At 60.8% G+C, this 19,787-nt stretch carries 16 protein-coding genes and 1 pseudogene; 6 read left to right on the top strand and 11 right to left on the bottom strand.

What is annotated here, in order from left to right; all coding sequences use genetic code 11:
• Positions 1–2 precede the first annotated feature (2 nt).
• The 6 genes from ccoO (AC1RP7_RS17720) to ccoN (AC1RP7_RS17695) all read right to left on the bottom strand — a co-directional run bounded on the left by ccoO (AC1RP7_RS17720) (position 3) and on the right by ccoN (AC1RP7_RS17695) (position 5,745).
• Positions 3–611, bottom strand: coding sequence for a cytochrome-c oxidase, cbb3-type subunit II (ccoO, locus tag AC1RP7_RS17720; RefSeq protein WP_009042961.1), 609 nt, complete (start codon positions 609–611; stop codon positions 3–5).
• Positions 611–2,053 (bottom strand): cytochrome-c oxidase, cbb3-type subunit I, encoded by a 1,443-nt coding sequence (ccoN, locus tag AC1RP7_RS17715; RefSeq protein WP_008050393.1) that lies wholly within the window; start codon positions 2,051–2,053, stop codon positions 611–613. Before ccoN (AC1RP7_RS17715) ends, ccoO (AC1RP7_RS17720) begins: the two co-directional genes overlap by 1 nt.
• Positions 2,054–2,535: 482 nt before the next feature.
• A complete protein-coding gene (ccoP, locus tag AC1RP7_RS17710) occupies positions 2,536–3,489 on the bottom strand; it encodes a cytochrome-c oxidase, cbb3-type subunit III (RefSeq protein WP_218496711.1) in 954 nt (317 codons plus the stop codon).
• Positions 3,486–3,683 (bottom strand): cbb3-type cytochrome c oxidase subunit 3, encoded by a 198-nt coding sequence (locus AC1RP7_RS17705; RefSeq protein ID WP_218496891.1) that lies wholly within the window; start codon positions 3,681–3,683, stop codon positions 3,486–3,488. Before AC1RP7_RS17705 ends, ccoP begins: the two co-directional genes overlap by 4 nt.
• Before the next feature lie 18 nt (positions 3,684–3,701).
• The gene (gene ccoO / locus AC1RP7_RS17700; RefSeq protein ID WP_057715669.1) at positions 3,702–4,310 is read right to left on the bottom strand and encodes a cytochrome-c oxidase, cbb3-type subunit II; all 609 of its coding nucleotides are present in this window, start codon (positions 4,308–4,310) and stop codon (positions 3,702–3,704) included.
• A gap of 10 nt (positions 4,311–4,320) precedes the next feature.
• The gene (gene ccoN / locus AC1RP7_RS17695; protein ID WP_102668942.1) at positions 4,321–5,745 is read right to left on the bottom strand and encodes a cytochrome-c oxidase, cbb3-type subunit I; all 1,425 of its coding nucleotides are present in this window, start codon (positions 5,743–5,745) and stop codon (positions 4,321–4,323) included.
• Positions 5,746–5,839: 94 nt separating this feature from the next.
• Here ccoN (AC1RP7_RS17695) and AC1RP7_RS17690 point away from each other — a divergent pair, with 94 nt between their 5' ends.
• The gene (locus AC1RP7_RS17690) at positions 5,840–6,517 is read left to right on the top strand and encodes an alpha/beta family hydrolase (protein WP_493181809.1); all 678 of its coding nucleotides are present in this window, start codon (positions 5,840–5,842) and stop codon (positions 6,515–6,517) included.
• 188 nt (positions 6,518–6,705) lie between these two features.
• On the opposite strand, the gene AC1RP7_RS17685 is transcribed toward AC1RP7_RS17690, so the two are convergent.
• From AC1RP7_RS17685 to acnA, 3 genes are all read right to left on the bottom strand, one after another.
• Positions 6,706–8,271: a methyl-accepting chemotaxis protein gene (locus AC1RP7_RS17685; protein ID WP_218496707.1), complete on the bottom strand. Its 1,566-nt coding sequence runs from the start codon at positions 8,269–8,271 to the stop codon at positions 6,706–6,708.
• A 105-nt stretch (positions 8,272–8,376) separates the two neighbouring features.
• A complete protein-coding gene (locus AC1RP7_RS17680; protein WP_090454089.1) occupies positions 8,377–9,168 on the bottom strand; it encodes a CPBP family intramembrane glutamic endopeptidase in 792 nt (263 codons plus the stop codon).
• A gap of 193 nt (positions 9,169–9,361) precedes the next feature.
• A complete protein-coding gene (acnA, locus tag AC1RP7_RS17675) occupies positions 9,362–12,103 on the bottom strand; it encodes an aconitate hydratase AcnA (protein ID WP_493181811.1) in 2,742 nt (913 codons plus the stop codon).
• A gap of 222 nt (positions 12,104–12,325) precedes the next feature.
• Here acnA and rlmM point away from each other — a divergent pair, with 222 nt between their 5' ends.
• Entirely contained in the window at positions 12,326–13,399 is a 1,074-nt protein-coding gene (gene rlmM / locus AC1RP7_RS17670) for a 23S rRNA (cytidine(2498)-2'-O)-methyltransferase RlmM (RefSeq protein WP_057715663.1), read from the top strand.
• Positions 13,400–13,590: 191 nt separating this feature from the next.
• A complete protein-coding gene (gene tusA, locus AC1RP7_RS17665) occupies positions 13,591–13,842 on the top strand; it encodes a sulfurtransferase TusA (RefSeq protein ID WP_056721984.1) in 252 nt (83 codons plus the stop codon).
• Between the two features lie 126 nt (positions 13,843–13,968).
• Here the strand turns inward: tusA and AC1RP7_RS17660 are convergent, their stop codons facing one another.
• Entirely contained in the window at positions 13,969–15,363 is a 1,395-nt protein-coding gene (locus tag AC1RP7_RS17660) for an MATE family efflux transporter (protein ID WP_057715662.1), read from the bottom strand.
• 255 nt (positions 15,364–15,618) lie between these two features.
• Here AC1RP7_RS17660 and pdxB point away from each other — a divergent pair, with 255 nt between their 5' ends.
• Positions 15,619–16,761 (top strand): 4-phosphoerythronate dehydrogenase PdxB, encoded by a 1,143-nt coding sequence (gene pdxB, locus AC1RP7_RS17655; protein WP_057715661.1) that lies wholly within the window; start codon positions 15,619–15,621, stop codon positions 16,759–16,761.
• Positions 16,762–16,851: 90 nt separating this feature from the next.
• Here the strand turns inward: pdxB and AC1RP7_RS17650 are convergent, their stop codons facing one another.
• Positions 16,852–17,031, bottom strand: a complete 180-nt coding sequence (locus AC1RP7_RS17650) for a PA1571 family protein (protein WP_057715660.1) — start codon at positions 17,029–17,031, stop codon at positions 16,852–16,854.
• Positions 17,032–17,282: 251 nt separating this feature from the next.
• Here AC1RP7_RS17650 and AC1RP7_RS17645 point away from each other — a divergent pair, with 251 nt between their 5' ends.
• Positions 17,283–19,058, top strand: a complete 1,776-nt coding sequence (locus tag AC1RP7_RS17645) for an ABC transporter transmembrane domain-containing protein (RefSeq protein ID WP_218496888.1) — start codon at positions 17,283–17,285, stop codon at positions 19,056–19,058.
• Positions 19,051–19,773, top strand: a pseudogene (locus tag AC1RP7_RS17640) (Fic family protein); the annotation flags it as partial. The gene AC1RP7_RS17645 and the pseudogene AC1RP7_RS17640, both read left to right, overlap by 8 nt.
• Between the last annotated feature and the right edge of the window lie 14 nt (positions 19,774–19,787).

Raw genomic sequence — 19,787 nt, 5'->3', positions numbered from 1 at the left:
GATCACCGTTTGCTTTTGATGATGGTGCCCAGGCCTTGCAGATAGGCCACCAGCGCGTCCATTTCGGTTTTGCCCTTCACAGCATCCTTGGCGCCGGCGATGTCTTCGTCGGTGTAAGGGACGCCGAGCGTGCGCAAGACTTCCATTTTCTTGGCGGTGTCTTTGCCGTCGAGCTTGTTTTCCACGAGGAACGGGTAGGCTGGCATTTTCGACTCAGGCACCACGTTGCGCGGGTTGTACAAGTGCGCACGCTGCCAGTCATCGGAGTAACGACCGCCGACGCGGGCCAGGTCCGGACCGGTACGCTTGGAACCCCACAGGAACGGGTGGTCCCAGACGCTTTCACCGGCGACGGAGTAGTGGCCATAGCGTTCGGTTTCAGCACGGAACGGGCGGATCATCTGCGAGTGGCAGCCGACACAACCGTTGGCGATATAAACGTCCCGGCCTTCCAGTTCAAGGGCGGTGCGGGGCTTCATGCCCTCGACCGGCTTGTTGGTGACATCCTGGAAAAACAGCGGAACGATCTGGGTCAGGCCGCCGATGCTGACGGCGATGACCATGAAGAAGGCCAGCAGGCCAATATTCTTCTCGACTGCTTCATGCTTCATCAGTGAGCTCCAACTACGGCAATCTGTTCGGCGGCTTTGGCTTCAGCCGGGTTCGAGGCGCGTACGGTACGGAATACGTTGTAGGCCATGAACAACATGCCGGTGGCGAAGAACGCACCGCCCAGGGCGCGGACAATGAAGCCCGGGTGGCTGGCTTGCAGCGCTTCGACGAACGAGTAGGTGAGGGTGCCGTCATCGTTGATTGCACGCCACATCAGGCCCTGGGTGATGCCGTTGACCCACATCGAGGCGATGTAGAGCACGGTACCGATGGTCGCGAGCCAGAAGTGCGTGTTGATCAGGCCGGTGCTGTGCATCTGCGCACGACCGAACAGTTTCGGGATCATGTGGTAGATGGCGCCGATCGAGATCATCGCAACCCAGCCCAGAGCGCCGGCGTGTACGTGGCCGATGGTCCAGTCGGTGTAGTGCGACAGGGAGTTGACGGTCTTGATCGCCATCATCGGGCCTTCGAAGGTCGACATGCCGTAGAACGCCAGGGAGACGACCAGGAAGCGCAGGATCGGGTCGGTGCGCAGCTTATGCCAGGCGCCCGACAGGGTCATCATGCCGTTGATCATGCCGCCCCAGCTTGGCGCCAGCAGGATGATCGACATTGCCATGCCCAGGGACTGAGCCCAGTCCGGCAGCGCGGTGTAGTGCAGGTGGTGCGGACCGGCCCAGATGTACAGGGTGATCAGCGCCCAGAAGTGCACGATCGACAGGCGATAGGAGTAGATCGGACGTTCGGCCTGTTTCGGCACGAAGTAGTACATCATGCCCAGGAAGCCGGTGGTCAGGAAGAAGCCCACGGCGTTGTGGCCGTACCACCACTGGATCATCGCGTCCGTCGCACCCGAGTAGGCCGAGTAGGACTTGAACAGGCTGACCGGCAGCGACATGTGGTTGACGATGTGCAGCATCGCGGTCACGACGATGAACGCGCCGTAGAACCAGTTACCCACATAGATGTGCTTGGTCTTGCGCTTGACGATGGTGCCGAAGAACACCAGACCGTAGGTGACCCAGACAATGGCCAGCAGAATAGCCAGGGGCCATTCCAGTTCCGCGTATTCCTTGGTGGTGGTGAAACCCATCGGCAAGGTAATGATCGCGCCGACGATCACCGCTTGCCATCCCCAGAAGGTGAAGGCGGCGAGGCTGTCGGAAATCAGTCGCGTTTGGCAGGTTCGCTGCACGACGTAATAAGAAGTGGCAAACAGTGCACATCCACCGAAGGCGAAAATCACCAGGTTGGTGTGCAACGGGCGCAGGCGTCCAAAGCTCGTCCATGCCAGACCGAAGTTCAACTCCGGCCAGACCAGTTGCGAGGCGATGAAGACACCAAGCCCCATGCCAAGGATCCCCCAGACCACCGTCATGATGGCGAACTGGCGGACTACCTTATAGTTATAAGCAGTCGGACTGATTGCTGTGCTCATTCTAAGGTTCCACGGTTTGGGTGTTTTATTAGGATTAAAAATCGGCCGCAAGTATGGAGAAAGCAGGGGGTCATTGCAACGCGCCATGACCTGGGTCAATGCTTTCAAAAGCTGATTCTGCGGCCTTTCCATGCGCCGCGTAGGGACAAAATTGCCCGTGGGCAAAACGTCCCGGCGGACTGATCAGGCGAGGGGGTCAGGTCGGATGTAACGGGGTGTGTTCAAACGCAACGTTTGGCTGACCGAAGGCAACTGGCGCGACAGCCGGTATCTACCAGCCTTTGCGGCCTGTCATCGGGCAGATTCGTCGAACACATCGTTCAGGGTCGACCTGGAACCGGCACCGGCCAGTCCGCATCGGGGGAAGCTTAGACTCGAATCCGGGGTTCCGAAAGAAAGTCTGTGCGAGGGTGCGACAATGGGTCGCAAAGGGGCAGGGAACTGCCGCATCCGGGAGAATGCGGCAGCAGAGCGGTCGGAATTTATTTGCGGTTGTCTTCAGCCTGCAGGCGCTCGGTATTCAAACCGTGGGACAGGCTGTACACATACGCAGCCAGCAACTGCACCTTATCGTTGCCGAGCAGTTCATTCTGCGCCGGCATATGGCCTTGGCGACCATGCCGAATCGTCTGTTCAAGCTGTGTCAGGCTTGTACCGTAAATGAAGCCGGCCGGGTGGGTCAGGTTCGGTGCGCCCATGGCTTCAGTGCCCTGGCCGTTGGCTCCGTGACAGGCGACGCAGGTGGTGCTGAAGGCTTGCTGTCCTGCTTGCAGGTCGGCTTTGCTGTCGGTAGGCAATGGCAGCTTGGCCAAGCCATGGCGCACATACGCAGCGACGTTTTTCACACCGTCCTCCCCCAGGACTTCACCCCAGGCCGGCATCATCGCCATCCGGCCGGCCATGACGGTGGTCTTGATGGTTTCCGGGTTGCCGCCCCAGCGCCAGTCGCTGTCGGTCAGGTTGGGGAAGCCGAATGCACCCTTGGCGTCCGAGCCGTGGCACACCGAGCAGTTGGAGGCAAACAGGCGGCCGCCCATTTTCAGAGCCTGCGGGTCCTTGGCCACTTCTTCCACGGGCATTGCCGCGAATTTGGCGAAGATCGGCCCGAACTTCGTGTCAGCCTTGGCCATTTCCTTTTCCCATTCGTGCACCCCGGTCCAGCCGTTTTCGTAGCCGGGGAGGATGCCTTTCCAGTTGCCCAGGCCCGGATAGAGGATCAGATAGCCGACGGCAAACACCAAGGTGCCAACGAACAGCATGAACCACCATTGCGGCAACGGATTGTCGTACTCCTCAATACCGTCGAAGCTGTGGCCCATGGTCTGGTCGACACTGCCCTTGGTTTCGCCCTTGCGGGTGCTGAGCAGCAACCAGGTCAGGCCGATCAGGCTGCCGATGGTCAGTACGCAGATCCACGTACTCCAGAAGGTGGTCATGGCCGGGTACTCCTTGTTGCTGATTCGTCAGTGATGTCGGGTTGTGGCTCGTCGGCGAACGGCAGCAGGCGCGCTTCGGCGAATTCCGGGCCGCGCTTGCCGTTGAATACCCACAGTGTCAGGCCGACGAAGGCCACGAACACCACGACGGTGCCGAGGCCGCGGATCATTCCAGTGCTCAATTCGATCTCTATAAAAGACAGGGGCATGGCTCACCTCTTGCTCTTGATGGCAGTGCCGAGCACTTGCAGGTAGGCGACCAACGCATCCATTTCGCTCTTGCCCTTGAGTGAAGCGACGGCGCCGGTGATGTCTTCGTCGGTGTACGGCACGCCCAGGGTACGCATGGCCTTGATCTTGGTTTCGGTATGACTGCTGTCGACCGGGTTGGCCACCAGCCACGGGTACGCCGGCATCTTCGACTCCGGCACGACGTTGCGCGGGTTGTACAAGTGCGCGCGGTGCCAGTCATCGGAGTAGCGCGCACCGACACGGGCCAAGTCCGGCCCGGTGCGTTTCGAGCCCCACAGGAACGGGTGATCCCACACGCTTTCACCGGCCACCGAGTAGTGCCCGTAGCGTTCGGTCTCGGCGCGGAACGGACGGATCATCTGCGAGTGACAGCCGACACAGCCTTCGCGGATATAGATATCGCGACCTTCCAGTTGCAGCGCGGTGTAGGGCTTCATGCCTTCCACCGGTTTGTTGGTCACGTCCTGAAAGAACAGCGGGACGATCTGGGTCAGGCCGCCGATGCTCACGGCCAGGATCATCAGCAGCAGCAACAGGCCGACGTTTTTCTCGATAGTTTCGTGTTTCATGGCGGACTCCTCAGGCCATCTGCGCGGCAGCGGCGACTTCGGCAGGCTGCGAGGCCCGCACGGTGCGCCAGGTGTTGTAGGCCATCAGGAACATGCCGCTGAGGAAGATCGCGCCACCCACCAGCCGCACGACGAAGCCTGGGTGGCTGGCCACCAGGGTTTCGACGAAGGAGTAGGTCAGCGTGCCGTCCTCGTTCACCGCACGCCACATCAGGCCCTGGGCGATGCCGTTGACCCACATCGAGGCGATGTACAGAACGGTGCCGATGGTGGCGAGCCAGAAGTGCGCGTTGATCAGGCCGATGCTGTGCATCTGCTCGCGGCCGAAGACTTTCGGGATCATGTGGTACAGCGCGCCGATGGAGATCATCGCCACCCAGCCCAAGGCGCCTGCGTGTACGTGGCCGATGGTCCAGTCGGTGTAGTGGGAGAGGGCGTTGACCGTCTTGATCGCCATCATCGGCCCTTCGAAGGTCGACATGCCGTAGAACGCCAGCGACACCACGAGGAAGCGCAGGACGGGGTCGCTGCGCAACTTATGCCAGGCACCGGACAGGGTCATCATGCCGTTGATCATCCCGCCCCAGCTCGGCGCCAGCAGGATCAGCGACATCACCATGCCCAGCGACTGCGCCCAGTCCGGCAGCGCCGTGTAGTGCAAGTGGTGCGGACCGGCCCAGATGTAAAGGGTGATCAGTGCCCAGAAGTGCACGATGGACAAACGATAGGAGTACACCGGACGTTCGGCCTGTTTCGGCACGAAGTAATACATCATCCCGAGGAAACCGGCGGTGAGAAAGAAGCCTACGGCGTTGTGTCCGTACCACCATTGCACCATCGCATCGGTGGCGCCGGAGTACAGCGAGTAGGACTTGGTGAAGCTGACGGGCAGTTCCATGTTGTTGACGATGTGCAGGATCGCCACGGTGACGATGAACGCACCGAAGAACCAGTTACCGACATAGATGTGCTTGGTCTTGCGCTGCATGATCGTGCCGAAGAACACGATGGCGTAGGCGACCCAGACAATGGTGATCAGGATGTCGATCGGCCATTCCAGCTCGGCGTATTCCTTGGAGCTGGTGTAGCCCAGCGGCAGGCTGATGGCCGCCAGCAGGATCACCAGCTGCCAGCCCCAGAAACAGAACGCGGCGATTTTCGGCGCAAACAATTGGGTCTGGCAGGTGCGTTGCACCGAGTAGAACGAACTGGCAAACAACGCGCAGCCGCCAAAGGCGAAGATCACGGCGTTGGTGTGCAGTGGGCGCAGGCGGCCGAAGCTGGTCCACGGCAAATTGAAGTTGAGTTCGGGCCAGACCAACTGGGCAGCGAGAAAAACCCCGAGCCCCATGCCGACGATGCCCCACACCACCGTCATAATGGCGAATTGGCGGACCACCTTGTAGTTGTAGGCGGTACTGATAGAAGTGTTCATGGTTCCCCATCCACGGTTCAGCCGAAGTGAGCGCGCAGCGCAAGGCAGTGCACCCTTCGGCCGGAGTTATAGGCAGACTAAAAGCGAGGCAAGCATGGACAAAGGGCACAAGGCCGGTATTGACGGGGATCAATGGGCGCAGTGCGTGCGGGATCATGGATGGTTGTGGAATGCCGCCGCTGGCAAGGCTGCGGCGACGCTGATCCTCGCCCATGGCGCCGGCGCACCGATGGACAGCGGCTGGATGAGCGACATGGCTGCACGCCTCGCCGCTCAAGGCGTCAACGTGTTGCGCTTCGAGTTTCCCTACATGGCGCAACGGCGCCTCGATGGCGGTAGACGTCCGCCGAACCCCGCGCCGAAACTGCTGGAATGCTGGCGTGAGGTGTATGCCCAGGTGCGACGCCATGTCACTGGGCCGCTGGCCATCGGCGGCAAGTCCATGGGCGGGCGCATGGCCAGTCTGCTGGCGGATGAGTTGGGCGCGGATGGGCTGGTGTGCCTGGGTTATCCGTTCTATGCGGTGGGCAAACCGGAGAAGCCACGGGTTGAGCATTTGGCGGAGTTGAAGGCGCGGACCTTAATCGTGCAAGGTGAGCGCGATGCGTTGGGCAACCGGGAGGCGGTCGAGGGTTACGCGCTATCGCCGGGTATCGACGTGTTCTGGCTGGTGGCGGGGGATCATGACTTGAAGCCGCTGAAGGCTTCGGGGTTTAACCATGAGCAGCATTTGGCGGCTGCGGCGCAGAAGGTGGCTTCATTCCTTCAGTGAGGTTTTGTGCGGGCTGTAAGGCCCCCACCGCGAGCAAGCTCGCTCCCACAGTGATTTGTGGTGTGGCTCAAAACCCTGTGGGAGCGAGCTTGCTCGCGATGGGGGACTACCAGACAACATCACTGTCACCGGCTCAATAAAAAACCCGGAAGCTCTCACTGTCCGGGTTTTTATCATTCCAGCAGCAATCAGCGGTTAAACCGCTCCACCAACGAATACTGTGTATTGGCAGTCTTGGTCAGCTCTTCACTCAGCAACGCCGAGTTCTGTGCTTGTTCCGAGGTCTGGTCCGCCAGTTCCGAAATGTTGCTGATGTTGCGGCTGATCTCTTCGGCCACGGCACTTTGCTCTTCGGTCGCGGCGGCGATCTGGGTGGTCATGTCGGTGATGTTGGCCACCGCTTCGCTGATCCCCACCAGGGCCTGGTCCGCTTCCAGTACCCGCGCCACGCCTTCTTCCGCCTGACGATGCCCGGCTTCCATGGTTTGCACGGCAGTGCCGGCGGTGTGCTGGAGCTTGGCGATCAGTGCGTGAATCTGCCCGGTGGACTCACTGGTGCGTTGCGCCAGCTGACGGACTTCGTCGGCCACCACCGCAAAACCACGACCCATTTCGCCGGCACGGGCCGCTTCGATGGCGGCGTTCAGGGCCAGCAGGTTGGTCTGGTCGGCGATGCCTTTGATCACGTCGACCACGCCGCCGATTTCGTTGCTGTCCTTGGCCAGTTGGGTCACGGTGACGCCGGTTTCACCGACGACTACCGACAGGCGCTGGATGGCTTCGCGGGTTTCCCCGGCGATGTCACGACCACGACCGGTCAGGCGGTTGGCTTCCTGGGTGGCGTCGGCGGTGCGTTGCACGTGGCTGGCGACTTCCTGGGTGGTCGCGGCCATCTGGTTGACCGCGGTGGCCACTTGCTCGGTCTCGACCCGTTGACGTTCCAGGCCGCTGGAGCTGTTGTGCGCCAGGGCGTCGGACTGTCGGGCCTGATCGGTCAGGTGTTCGGCCGTGTCCTGCAGACGCGTCAGGCAGGTTTTCAGGCGTGCTTCCTGACTGAGGATGGACATTTCCAGACGCGCCTGGGCGCCGCGACTGTCGGTGTACATCTGTGCGATCAACGGATCGGAGGTAGTCTGCTCGGCCAGGCGCAGCAAACGCTTGAGGCCTCGCTGTTGCCACTGGAGGCCCATCAGGCCCAGTGGCACCGAAAGACCGGCAGCCAGGGCAAACCCCCAGTGGGAGTTCAACGAGGCACCGATCATGAAGCTCAATTGGCTGACCAGAATGAACGGCAGCCAGTCCTGCAGGATCGGCAACCATTTATCCGAGGAGGGAATGGCTGACTTGCCCTGGTTGATGCGCTGGTAGAGCGCTTCGGCACGGCGGATCTGTTCGGCGGTGGGCTTGACCCGCACCGACTCATAACCGATCACCTGATTGCCTTCGAAGATCGGTGTCACATAGGCGTTCACCCAGTAATGATCACCGGTCTTGCAGCGATTCTTGACAATGCCCATCCATGGCAAGCCTTGTTTCAGCGTGTCCCACATGTGTGCGAACACCGCCGCCGGGACGTCGGGGTGACGGACCAGGTTGTGCGGTGCACGGATCAATTCCTCTCGGGAAAACCCGCTGATCTCGACGAAAGCGTCGTTACAGTAGGTGATCATGCCCTTGGCATCGGTGGTGGAAATCAACCGTTGCTGAGCCGGGAAGGTCCGCTCGCGTTGTGTAATTGGCTGGTTGTTACGCATGGCTTTTTTAATCCGCAAGGCTTTCAAGGGCTGTATCGGCAAGGCTGGCGGATTGTTGAGATTATTTTTCGATAATCGGCAATGCGTCGCAAAATGACCCTTGCGTCAGCCGGCGAGCATCGGATAGGTGAACAGACCGAAGTGCAGCAGGTTCAGGCCAAAGTGGCTGGCGATGGCGGCACCCAGCCCCCCGAACCGATAGGCCAGGCCATAGCCGACCCCGGCCAGCGTTGCCAGCAATACCCACTGCCATCCCGCGCCGGCATGGGCCAGGCCGAAGACCAATGACGCCAGCAGCAGGGCGAGGTGTTCACCGTAGGGCCGGTCTTTGAGATACCGGGTCAGGCCGCCCTGGATGTAGCCACGGAACAGCGCCTCTTCGACCAGCGTCACCAGCAGCAGATTGTTCAGCAACCACAGCCAGGCTTGATCCGGCCATTTCGGCGCCCAGGCGATTACGCCCAGCAACAGCGCGCCACCCAATGCCAGCATGGCGCTCAAGGTCAGGGCCAGTACGGTGGCATACAGTGACAACCGAAGCGAACGGCGGCCGACAATCCACGGGCAAACCAGTAACAGCCAGAAGCCGATCAGCGGTTTGTCCAGGTTCAGGTGCATGGCGAATGACACGGCATTGTCGGTAAAACGCTGGGGGTCGATGGCGCGACCGTTATAGAAGCCGGGTAGCCAATGCGTCGCCAATGCCAGGGCCAGGACGATGAACAGGCCGTGGCCGAGGTTGCGGGCAAAAGGGATGTCGCGTTGGCGGACGGCGACACCTGCGACCAGCAACAGGAACACCGAGATTGCCGAGAGCCAGCCGAGATGGCCGTAGGTCAGCGCCAGTCCGTAGCCGAAGGAAAGCAGAGCCAGAAGCGTCCATGGCAGGGCAATCATTTGAAGTCCTTTTGTCGGGATTTGCGATGCACTGTCAAACCCCTGTGGGAGCGAGCTTGCGCGCGATAGCTTACCGACTGTCGGCAACAATGTTGAATGTTCTCTCCATATCGCGAGCAAGCTCGCTCCCACATGGCTTTTCGTGGCCCAAACAAAGACACCGCCCGAAGGCGGTGTCTTTGTCAGCGGTCGGTCAAGACGCGATCAACTGCCGCAACACATAATGCAGAATCCCTCCGGACTTGAAGTACTCCACCTCATTGAGTGTATCGATGCGGCACAACACCTCGATCTTCTCGCGGCTGCCGTCTTCGCGGGTGATGACCAGCGTCAGGTTCATCCGTGGCGTCAGCTCGACGCCGGTCAAGCCGAGGATGTCCAGGGTTTCGCTGCCACCCAGTTTCAGGCTCTTGCGGTTCTGATCCAGCTTGAATTGCAACGGCAGCACGCCCATGCCCACCAGGTTGGAGCGGTGAATCCGTTCGAAGCTTTCGGCGACGACTGCTTTCACCCCCAGCAGGTTGGTGCCCTTGGCCGCCCAGTCGCGACTCGAGCCGGTGCCGTATTCCTGGCCGGCGATCACCACCAGCGGCGTGCCCGAAGCCTGATAGCGCATGGCGGCGTCGTAGATCGACATTTTTTCCTCGGTGGGAATGTAGCGGGTGTTGCCGCCTTCTTCGCCGCCGAGCATTTCGTTGCGTATGCGAATGTTGGCGAAGGTGCCGCGCATCATTACTTCATGGTTGCCACGCCGCGAGCCGTAGGAGTTGAAGTCCCGCGGTTCCACGCCTTTGTCGCGCAGGTATTGCCCTGCCGGGCTGTCGACCTTGATGTTGCCGGCCGGGGAGATGTGGTCGGTGGTCACCGAGTCGCCGAGCAGTGCGAGGATCCTGGCGCCGCTGACATCCTTGACCACGGGCGCTGGGCCGCCGATGTCGTCGAAGAACGGCGGGTGCTGGATGTAAGTCGAGTCGTCCTGCCAGACATAGGTCGCCGCCTGCGGAACCTTGATCGCCTGCCATTGTTCGTCACCGGCAAACACTTCGGCGTACTCCTTGTGGAACATGGCGGTGTTGACCTGATTCACGGCGTCGGCAATTTCCTTGCTGCTTGGCCAGATGTCCCGCAGGTACACCGGTTTGCCGTCCTTGCCATCGCCCAGCGGCTCGCGGCTGAGGTCGGTGCGCACCGTGCCGGCCAGCGCATAGGCCACCACCAGCGGCGGGGAGGCCAGCCAGTTGGTTTTCACCAATGGATGCACCCGGCCTTCGAAGTTGCGATTGCCCGAGAGCACGGAGGCCACGGTGAGGTCGGCTTGCTGGATGGCTTTCTCGATGGGCTCCGACAGCGGCCCGGAGTTGCCGATGCAAGTGGTGCAGCCATAGCCGACCAGGGCAAAGCCCAATTCATCGAGGTACTGGGTCAGGCCGGCCGCCTTGTAGTAGTCGGTGACCACTTTCGAGCCGGGGGCCAGCGAGCTCTTCACCCAGGGTTTGCGTTTCAGGCCTTTTTCCACGGCCTTCTTCGCCACCAGCCCGGCGGCCATCATCACGCTGGGGTTGGAGGTGTTGGTGCAGGAGGTGATCGCGGCGATGACCACGGCGCCGTTTTTCAGGCGATAGGTCTGGCCTTCGTAATCGTAATCCGCTTCGCCGGCCATATCGGCATTGCCGACGGCAACACCGCCACCGCCTTCACTTTCCAGACGGCCTTCTTCCTTGCTGGTGGGCTTGAATTGCAGGTCGGTGAAGTCGCTGAACGCTTGCGCGACATTCGGCAGCGTCACCCGGTCCTGCGGGCGTTTCGGCCCCGCGAGGCAGGCTTCGACGCTGCCCATGTCCAGCGCCAGGCTGTCGGTGAACACCGGTTCCTGGCCGGGCAGGCGCCACAGGCCCTGGGCCTTGCTGTAGGCCTCGACCAGTTGCACCGTTTCCGGGGGCCGGCCGGACAGGCGCAGGTATTCCAGCGTGATGTCGTCCACCGGGAAGAAACCGCAGGTGGCGCCGTATTCCGGGGCCATGTTGGCGATGGTCGCGCGGTCGGCCAGGGGCAGGTCGGCAAGGCCGTCGCCGTAGAATTCGACGAATTTGCCCACCACGCCTTTCTTGCGCAGCATCTGGGTCACGGTCAGCACCAGGTCGGTGGCGGTGATGCCTTCCTTGAGCTTGCCGGTGAGTTTGAAACCGATGACTTCGGGAATCAGCATCGACACCGGTTGCCCGAGCATCGCCGCTTCCGCCTCGATACCGCCGACACCCCAGCCAAGCACGCCGAGGCCGTTGATCATGGTGGTGTGGGAATCGGTGCCAACCAGAGTGTCCGGGAAGGCGTAAGTGCGGCCGTCCTCGTCCTTGGTCCAGACCGTGCGGCCGAGGTATTCAAGATTCACCTGGTGGCAGATCCCGGTGCCCGGCGGCACCACGCTGAAATTGTCGAAGGCACTCTGGCCCCAGCGCAGGAACGCATAGCGCTCGCCATTGCGCTGCATTTCAATGTCGACGTTCTGCTCGAAGGCGCTGCTGCTGGCGAACTTGTCGACCATCACCGAGTGGTCGATCACCAGGTCCACCGGCGACAGCGGGTTGATCCGTTGCGGATTGCCGCCGGCCTTGGCCATCGCCGCGCGCATCGCGGCCAGGTCGACCACCGCCGGTACGCCGGTGAAGTCCTGCATCAGCACCCGCGCGGGGCGGTACTGGATCTCGCGGTCGGAACGACGCTCCTTGAGCCACGCGGCCAATGCCTTGAGGTCGGCACCGGTGACGGTTTTTTCGTCCTCCCAGCGCAGCAGGTTTTCCAGCAGGACTTTCAACGACATCGGCAACTTGTCCAGATCACCCAGGCTTTTGGCGGCCTCGGGCAGGCTGAAGTAGTGGTAGGTCTTGTTGCCGACTTGCAGGGTCTTGAGCGTATTCAGGCTATCGAGGGACGGCATTGCAATCACTCCTTTGAGTCCGCACGGCTACGGACTGAGGGGATGGGCAGAACATTAAACCTAGCTCTGTTTTCAGTAGCTGGCTAATAACCGGGTTCTATCGACAAGCTCCAGCTTCCGATCTCGGCTATCATGCGCCGGTTTTCGTGACAGGCTTTGCTTCAGGGCAAGCGGTCTCTCTTTGTGGGAGCGAGCTCGCTCCTACAGGGTCCAGGAGTATTAATGAACACCCTCTTTATGCATTGCCGGCCGGGCTTCGAAGGCGAAGTCTGTTCCGAGATTTCCGACCTCGCCGCGCGCTTGAACGTGGCCGGTTATGCCAAGGCCAAGGCGGCAACTGCCTGCGCCGAGTTTGTCTGCACCGAAGAAGACGGCGCCGAGCGCCTGATGCGCGGGCAGCGTTTTGCCGAGCTGATCTTCCCGCGCCAATGGGCCCGGGGGATTTTCATCGATCTGCCGGAAACCGACCGCATCAGTGTGATCCTCGCCCACATGGCGGACTTTCCGCTGTGCGGCAGCCTGTGGCTGGAAATGGTCGACACCAACGACGGCAAGGAACTGTCGAACTTCTGCAAGAAATTCGAAGTGCACCTGCGCAAGGCGCTGATGGCGGCCGGCAAGCTGGTGGAAGATGCCCACAAGCCGCGTTTGCTGCTGACGTTCAAGAGCGGTCGTGAAGTGTTCATGGGCCTGGCGGAGTCGAACAACTCGGCGATGTGGCCGATGGGCATTCCCCGTTTGAAGTTCCCCCGCGAGGCGCCGAGCCGCTCGACCCTCAAGCTGGAAGAGGCCTGGCACCACTTCATCCCGCGCGACCAGTGGGACGAGCGCCTGCATGGCGACATGACCGGCGTTGACTTGGGGGCCGCCCCTGGTGGCTGGACCTGGCAACTGGTCAACCGTGGCATGCTGGTCACGGCCATCGACAACGGCCCGATGGCCGAAAGCCTGATGGACACCGGTCTGGTGCAGCACTTGATGGCTGACGGTTTCACCTTCAAGCCCAAGCAACCGGTGGACTGGATGGTCTGCGACATCGTCGAGAAGCCGGCGCGCAACGCCGCGATGCTGGAAGAGTGGATCGGCGACGGCCATTGTCGCGAGGCGGTGGTCAATCTCAAGCTGCCGATGAAGCAGCGCTATGCCGAAGTGAAGCGTTTGCTCGAGCGCATTGCCGATGGCTTCAAGGCCCGGGGTATCAAGGTCGAGATTGGCTGCAAGCAGCTGTACCACGACCGCGAGGAAGTGACTTGCCATTTGCGCCGACTGGACGTGAAGAAACCCAAGTCCCGCTGAAACACCGCAATCCCCTGTAGGAGCGAGCCTGCTCGCGATGGACCTGAGAGCGCATTGGGGTGTCAGGCATCCAGCGTTATCGTTAACGATCATCGCGAGCAGGCTCGCTCCTACAAGGGGGCGGCGTAATGCCACAGATGACGTTACACCCGGCAATGCGCGACAATGCCGGCCAGTTTCAGGAGTGAATCATGAGTGAAATGCTTGATACGCCGGTAGACGGCACCCTCGACGCCACCGGCCTCAATTGCCCCGAGCCGGTGATGATGCTGCATCAACACATCCGTGATCTGGTGCCCGGCGGCCTGCTCAAGGTGATCGCCACTGACCCGTCGACCCGTCGCGACATTCCCAAGTTCTGTGTGTTTCTCGACCATGAACTGGTGGCACAGCACGAAGATGAGGGCACCTACCTCTACTGGATTCGCAAGAAGTCTGTTTAACCAACAACCCCCCTGTAGGAACGAGCTTGCTCGCGAAAATAACGAAGGCGCCGTTGGGCATCTGGTTTTCGCGCGTTATCGTTCACGACCTTCGCGAGCAAGCTCGCTCCTGCAGGGTTGTGGCGATCAACCCTGGCTGTTACGAATCCGCCGGCGCGCACTGAGCGTCAGTCGGATCGACAGCATCAGCGCCGCACAGCTCAAACCGGCAATCAACCCTTCCCACAGCCCGCTCGGGCCGCTGGCCGGACCGAACCAATCGGTCAGTCCCAGCACGTAGCCGACCGGCAGGCCGATGCCCCAATAGGCGAACAAGGTCAGGATCATCGTCACCCGGGTGTCCTGGTACCCACGCAGCGCGCCGGCGCAGATCACCTGGATGGCATCGGAAAACTGATACAGCGCGGCATACACAATCAACATCGACGCAATCTGGATCACGGCCTTGTCAGGCGTGTAGATCGAGGCGATAGGTTCGCGCAGGAGCAGGATCAGTGCCGCCGAGAACGCCGCGAACACCAGTGCCGCGCCTAGCCCGACCTTCGCCGCGAAGCGCGCCTGCCAAGGATTGCCGGCCCCCAGTGCCTGGCCGACCCGCACGGTCACCGCCATGCCCAGCGAGTAAGGAATCATGAACAGCAACGAGCTGATATTCAGGGCGATTTGATGCCCTGCCACCACGGTGGAGCCGAGACTGCCGATCAACAGGGCGATGACCGCGAAGATGCTGGACTCGGCGAAGACGGCGATACCGATCGGCAGGCCAATGCTGACCAGGCGCTTGATCACGGCCCATTTCGGCCGGTCGAAGCGCACCAGTACACGGGTGCGGGCATAGAACGGGGCCCAGAAGGTCCAGCCGGCCATGCTCAACGCCATGAACCACATCACAATGCCGCTGGCCCAGCCGCAACCGACGCCGCCCAGGGCCGGGGCGCCGAAATGGCCATAGATCAACGTGTAGTTCAGCGGGATGTTCAGCAGTAGCCCGCACAAGCCAATGACCATGCTCGGACGGGTCCGACCCATGCCATCGCTGTAGCAGCGCAGCACGTAATAGAACGCCATGCCCGGCAAGCCGAAGGCGATTCCGTGCAGGTAACCCATGCTCGGCTCGATCAATTGCGGATCAACTTTCATCCAGTGCAGGATCGGCTCGGCGCCGAGCAACAGGCCGCTGCCGATCAACCCGACACACAATGCGAGCCACAGCGCCTGACGGACCAGCGGGCCGATTTCGTCAAACTGCCCGGCGCCAAAGCGTTGCGCGACCTTGGGTGTGGTTGCCAGCAGGACGCCGGACATCAACAGGTAGACCGGAATCCAGATCGAGTTGCCCAGGGCCACCGATGCCAGGTCCCGTGGGCTGACGCGGCCGGCCATCACCGCATCGACGAAGCCCATGGCCGTGGTGGCCAGTTGCGCGATCATGATCGGCAGGGCCAGGCCGAGCAGGCCCTTGAGCTCCAGGCGAACCGGGGTCGTGCGTGGGGCGGCGGTAGTGTCAGTCACGGAATTCACAAGCGAAGCGTCCAGAGGTTTTGATGCGCAGGGCTGCGCATTCTACGCGTTGACGCTTCGGTCAGGAAAAGACTGTGTTGGGTATTTGTAATCGCTCCGCTCTCTCTGTAGGAGCGAGCTCGCTCACGATGAATGTGAGGGCGCCGCGTTCATTCAGGCAGCCCTCGTTATCGTTAACGCCCATGGCGAGCATGTTCGCTCCTACACAGAGATGAATTCTGCGCCTACACTGCCAACCCGCCAAAGGAGCCTGCCATGCTGATTGTTGCCGACGAAAATATCCCTCTGCTCGATGCCTTCTTCGAAGGCTTCGGTGAAATCCGCCGGGTACCGGGTCGCGCCATCGACCGTGCCACGGTCGAGCAGGCCGATGTGCTGTTGGTGCGCTCGGTGACCAACGTCAATCGCGCGCTGCTCGAGGGCAGCAAGGTGCGCTTTGTCGGTACGTGCACCATCGGCACCGATCATCTGGACCTGAATTACTTTCAGCAGGCCGGTATTACCTGGTCCAGCGCGCCGGGCTGCAATGCCCGTGGTGTGGTCGACTATGTGCTCGGCAGTCTGCTGACCCTGGCCGAAATCGAGGGTGTCGACCTGACCCGGCGTACCTACGGCGTGGTCGGTGCCGGCGAAGTGGGTGGACGCCTGGTCAAGGTATTGCAAGGCCTGGGCTGGAAGGTGCTGGTGTGCGATCCGCCACGGCAAACTGCGGAAGGTGGAGACTACGTCAGCCTCGAGCAGATCATCGACGAGTGCGACGTCATCAGTCTGCACACGCCATTGACTAAACAGGGTCAGCAATCGACCTGGCATTTGTTCGATGAAAAACACCTGAACCAGCTCAGGTCCGGCACCTGGCTGATTAATGCCAGTCGCGGGCCGGTGGTCAACAATGCAGCACTGCGCGACGTGCTGCTGGAGCGCGAAGACCTGCAAGCGGTGCTCGATGTCTGGGAAGGCGAGCCTGAAGTCGACGTGGCGCTGGCCGAACTCTGCGTGCTGGCAACGCCACACATTGCCGGCTACAGCCTCGACGGCAAGCAGCGGGGCACCGCGCAGATTTATCAGGCCTATTGCGATTTCCTTGGGCAGCCAGCCCGGGTCAGCCTGGGCGATTTGCTGCCGGCGCCGTGGCTGTCGCACGTGACCCTCAATGCGCAAAGTGACCCGGCCTGGGCGTTGGCGATGCTGTGCCGTGGCGTGTATGACCCGCGACGTGACGATGCGGACTTCCGTCGCAGCCTTGTCGGCAGTGTCAGCGAACAGCGAGCGGCATTTGATGCGTTGCGCAAGAATTATCCTTCGCGTCGAGAGATCGACGGATTGCAGGTGCGGATCGAGGGGGATGCGCCTGAGTTGCAGAGGATTGTGGCGGCGTTGGGGGCAACGGCAGTCTGATAGACCGCGAAGGGCGCCCCACAATGTCCGGACAGGCGCCCATAAAAAACCCGGCCAACAATGGGCCGGGTCAAGAAGACGGTGGCTATATCACTTTTGTTTGGCAGGTTTGACCAATCGCTTATCCAGTTCGCTGCAAGCTTTCTGGATCATTTCTTCAGTGATCGGTACTTCGCGACCCTGCTCGTCAATAATCGAGCAACCCAGAGACTGGTCTGGTTGCGTGCGGATCACTTGAATCTTGTCATCGCTGCTGTGTTGCAAGGACATGGCCTGTCTCCTCATCAGGTTGTGTGCTTACTGTAGAACCGCCAGGTGACCGGGCTATGACAACTCCCTGCGATCTTTCCTAGGGGGCATAACCAGTCCACCAGAAATGCCACCACGTGGCTACCCGAACTTTAGACCAATAGCGTCTAGCCTCTAGTGTTGGCGGACATAATTAACCCGACTCATTGTGATTTGCAGCAAGCCACCCCATTGAGCGGTATAGGCTGACCCTAATGATTGCCTTGTCCAGGATGATTACGATGCTCTCTGCCCGTCACCGCCGTGCCATTCGCCTGGCCAGTCGCTTCATCGCGCCATATCGCTGGCAGGCCTTTGGCGCCTTGCTGGCGCTGATCGTCACCGCTGGCATCACCTTGTCCATGGGGCAAGGCATCCGCCTGCTGGTGGACGAGGGGTTCATGACCCAGTCACCGCATCTGCTCAATCAGTCCATCGGTCTGTTCATGTTACTGGTGGCGGGATTGGCGATCGGAACCTTTGCACGGTTTTACCTGGTGTCGTGGATCGGCGAGCGCTGCGTCGCCGATATCCGCCGCAACGTGTTCAATCATCTGATTTACCTGCACCCGGGGTTTTACGAAGACAATCGCAGCTCGGAAATCCAGTCCCGCCTGACCGCCGACACCACGCTGTTGCAATCGGTCATCGGTTCTTCGCTGTCATTGTTCCTGCGCAATTTGCTGATGGTGATCGGTGGGATCGTCCTGCTGTTCATCACTAACCCCAAACTCACCAGCATCGTGGTGGTTGCCTTGCCCCTGGTGATCGCGCCGATCCTGATTTTCGGACGCCGGGTGCGTAACCTCTCACGCCTGAGTCAGGACCGGATTGCCGATATCGGCAGTTATGTGTCCGAAACCCTGGGGCAGATCAAGACCGTGCAGGCCTACAACCATCAGGCCCAGGACGAGCGACGGTTTGCCGTGACGGTGGAAGAGGCGTTCAACACTGCGCGCAAGCGCATCTTCCAGCGGGCCTGGCTGATTACCCTGGTGATCGTGTTGGTCTTGGGTGCCGTCGGGGTGATGCTCTGGGTTGGTGGCATGGACGTCATCGCCGGGCGAATTTCCGCTGGCGAGCTGGCGGCGTTCGTGTTCTACAGCCTGATTGTCGGCAGCGCGTTCGGCACGTTGAGCGAAGTGATTGGCGAGTTGCAGCGGGCAGCCGGCGCGGCCGAGCGGATTGCCGAGTTGCTGCGTTCGGAAAACATCATCCTGCCGCCGGTGGCGGACGCGGTGAAGCTGCCGGAGCGGGTCAATGGCCAACTACAACTGCACAATGTGCGTTTTTCCTACCCGTCGCGGCCGGAAAATTATGCTGTCGACGGGTTGAGCCTGACCGTCAATGCCGGTGAGACGCTGGCGCTGGTCGGGCCATCGGGGGCCGGAAAATCCACGGTGTATGACTTGCTGCTGCGTTTTTACGACCCGGCCGAGGGGCGCATCCTGCTCGATGGCGTGCCGTTGACTCAACTCGACCCGCTGGACCTGCGTCGCTGTTTTGCCCTGGTGTCGCAAACCCCGGCGCTGTTTTTCGGCAGCATTGAAGAAAACATTCGCTACGGCAATCCGCAGGCGACGTTGGCCGAGGTACAGGAAGCGGCAAAAGTCGCTTACGCCCATGACTTTATCGAAGCCATGCCCAATGGTTACCAGACTCATCTGGGGGACGGTGGTCTCGGCTTGTCCGGCGGCCAGCGCCAACGCCTGGCCATTGCCCGTGCGTTGCTGGTAGACGCCCCGATCCTGCTCCTGGACGAAGCCACCAGCGCCCTCGACGCCCAAAGCGAACACCTGATCCAGCAGGCGCTGCCGACACTGATGAAAAACCGGACCACCCTGGTGATCGCCCATCGCCTGGCCACGGTGAAAAACGCCGACCGAATTGCGGTGATGGACCAAGGGAAACTGGTGGCGGTGGGCACGCATCTGGAGCTGATTGCCAGCAATGCGTTGTATGCGCGGTTGGCGGCGTTGCAGTTCAGTGATGGACATGAAGCGGCATGAATTGCTGATGGGCGGATTGATTGATGAATGCGGGCAGTTTCGTCGAACCGGCGTGGGTATCTATCGTGGCGATAAGTTGATCCATGTGGCGCCGCCGCCGAGTCGCGTTGTGCACTTGATTGATGACTTGTTGGCGTGGCTTGGTGCCTCGGACTGGCATCCGCTGATTACCAGCTGCGTCTTTCATTATGAATTTGAGTTCATCCATCCCTTCGCTGACGGTAACGGACGTATGGGACGCCTTTGGCAAACCCTGATACTCAGTCAGTGGCGCCCGGTATTATCTTATTTGCCGGTTGAGGCCGTGATTCGGGATCAGCAGGAGGCGTACTACGCGGCATTGTCGGCGGCCGATCATTTGGCGGAATCAACGCCTTTCGTAGAGTTCATGTTGCAAGCCATGAGCCTTGCACTATCGGAGGCGGTACGGGGTGAGCCAGAAATCGACCCAGTAACCGACCCAGTAACCGACCCAGTAGAGAAGTTGCTTTCTGCACTGCATCTTAACGGTCCGCGAAAGATCAGCGAATTGATGGCTGACATCGGATTGGTGCACAGGGCGACCTTTCGGGCTAACTATCTCAGGCCTGCATTAGCGGTCGAATGGATAGAGATGACCCATCCTGAGTCGCCAAGTAGTCCGGCACAAAAGTATCGCCTGACCCAGCTTGGAAAACAGGTCTTCGCACGACTCAAGTCGGCAAAGAAATTCTGAGCAACAAAAAAGCC

It is taken from the genome of Pseudomonas sp. GW822-FHT01E03 (assembly GCF_058802985.1).
Note: the sequence above shows the minus strand (reverse complement) of the source record. Positions and strands in the feature narration are given on the sequence as shown.

Coding starts and splice junctions, on each gene's coding strand:
- ccoO (WP_009042961.1), bottom strand. CDS start 611: ATGAAGCATGAAGCAGTCGAGAAGAATATTGGCCTGCTGGCCTTCTTC.
- ccoN (WP_008050393.1), bottom strand. CDS start 2,053: ATGAGCACAGCAATCAGTCCGACTGCTTATAACTATAAGGTAGTCCGC.
- ccoP (WP_218496711.1), bottom strand. CDS start 3,489: ATGACCACCTTCTGGAGTACGTGGATCTGCGTACTGACCATCGGCAGC.
- ccoO (WP_057715669.1), bottom strand. CDS start 4,310: ATGAAACACGAAACTATCGAGAAAAACGTCGGCCTGTTGCTGCTGCTG.
- ccoN (WP_102668942.1), bottom strand. CDS start 5,745: ATGAACACTTCTATCAGTACCGCCTACAACTACAAGGTGGTCCGCCAA.
- AC1RP7_RS17690 (WP_493181809.1), top strand. CDS start 5,840: ATGGACAAAGGGCACAAGGCCGGTATTGACGGGGATCAATGGGCGCAG.
- AC1RP7_RS17685 (WP_218496707.1), bottom strand. CDS start 8,271: ATGCGTAACAACCAGCCAATTACACAACGCGAGCGGACCTTCCCGGCT.
- AC1RP7_RS17680 (WP_090454089.1), bottom strand. CDS start 9,168: ATGATTGCCCTGCCATGGACGCTTCTGGCTCTGCTTTCCTTCGGCTAC.
- acnA (WP_493181811.1), bottom strand. CDS start 12,103: ATGCCGTCCCTCGATAGCCTGAATACGCTCAAGACCCTGCAAGTCGGC.
- rlmM (WP_057715663.1), top strand. CDS start 12,326: ATGAACACCCTCTTTATGCATTGCCGGCCGGGCTTCGAAGGCGAAGTC.
- tusA (WP_056721984.1), top strand. CDS start 13,591: ATGAGTGAAATGCTTGATACGCCGGTAGACGGCACCCTCGACGCCACC.
- pdxB (WP_057715661.1), top strand. CDS start 15,619: ATGCTGATTGTTGCCGACGAAAATATCCCTCTGCTCGATGCCTTCTTC.
- AC1RP7_RS17650 (WP_057715660.1), bottom strand. CDS start 17,031: ATGTCCTTGCAACACAGCAGCGATGACAAGATTCAAGTGATCCGCACG.
- AC1RP7_RS17645 (WP_218496888.1), top strand. CDS start 17,283: ATGATTACGATGCTCTCTGCCCGTCACCGCCGTGCCATTCGCCTGGCC.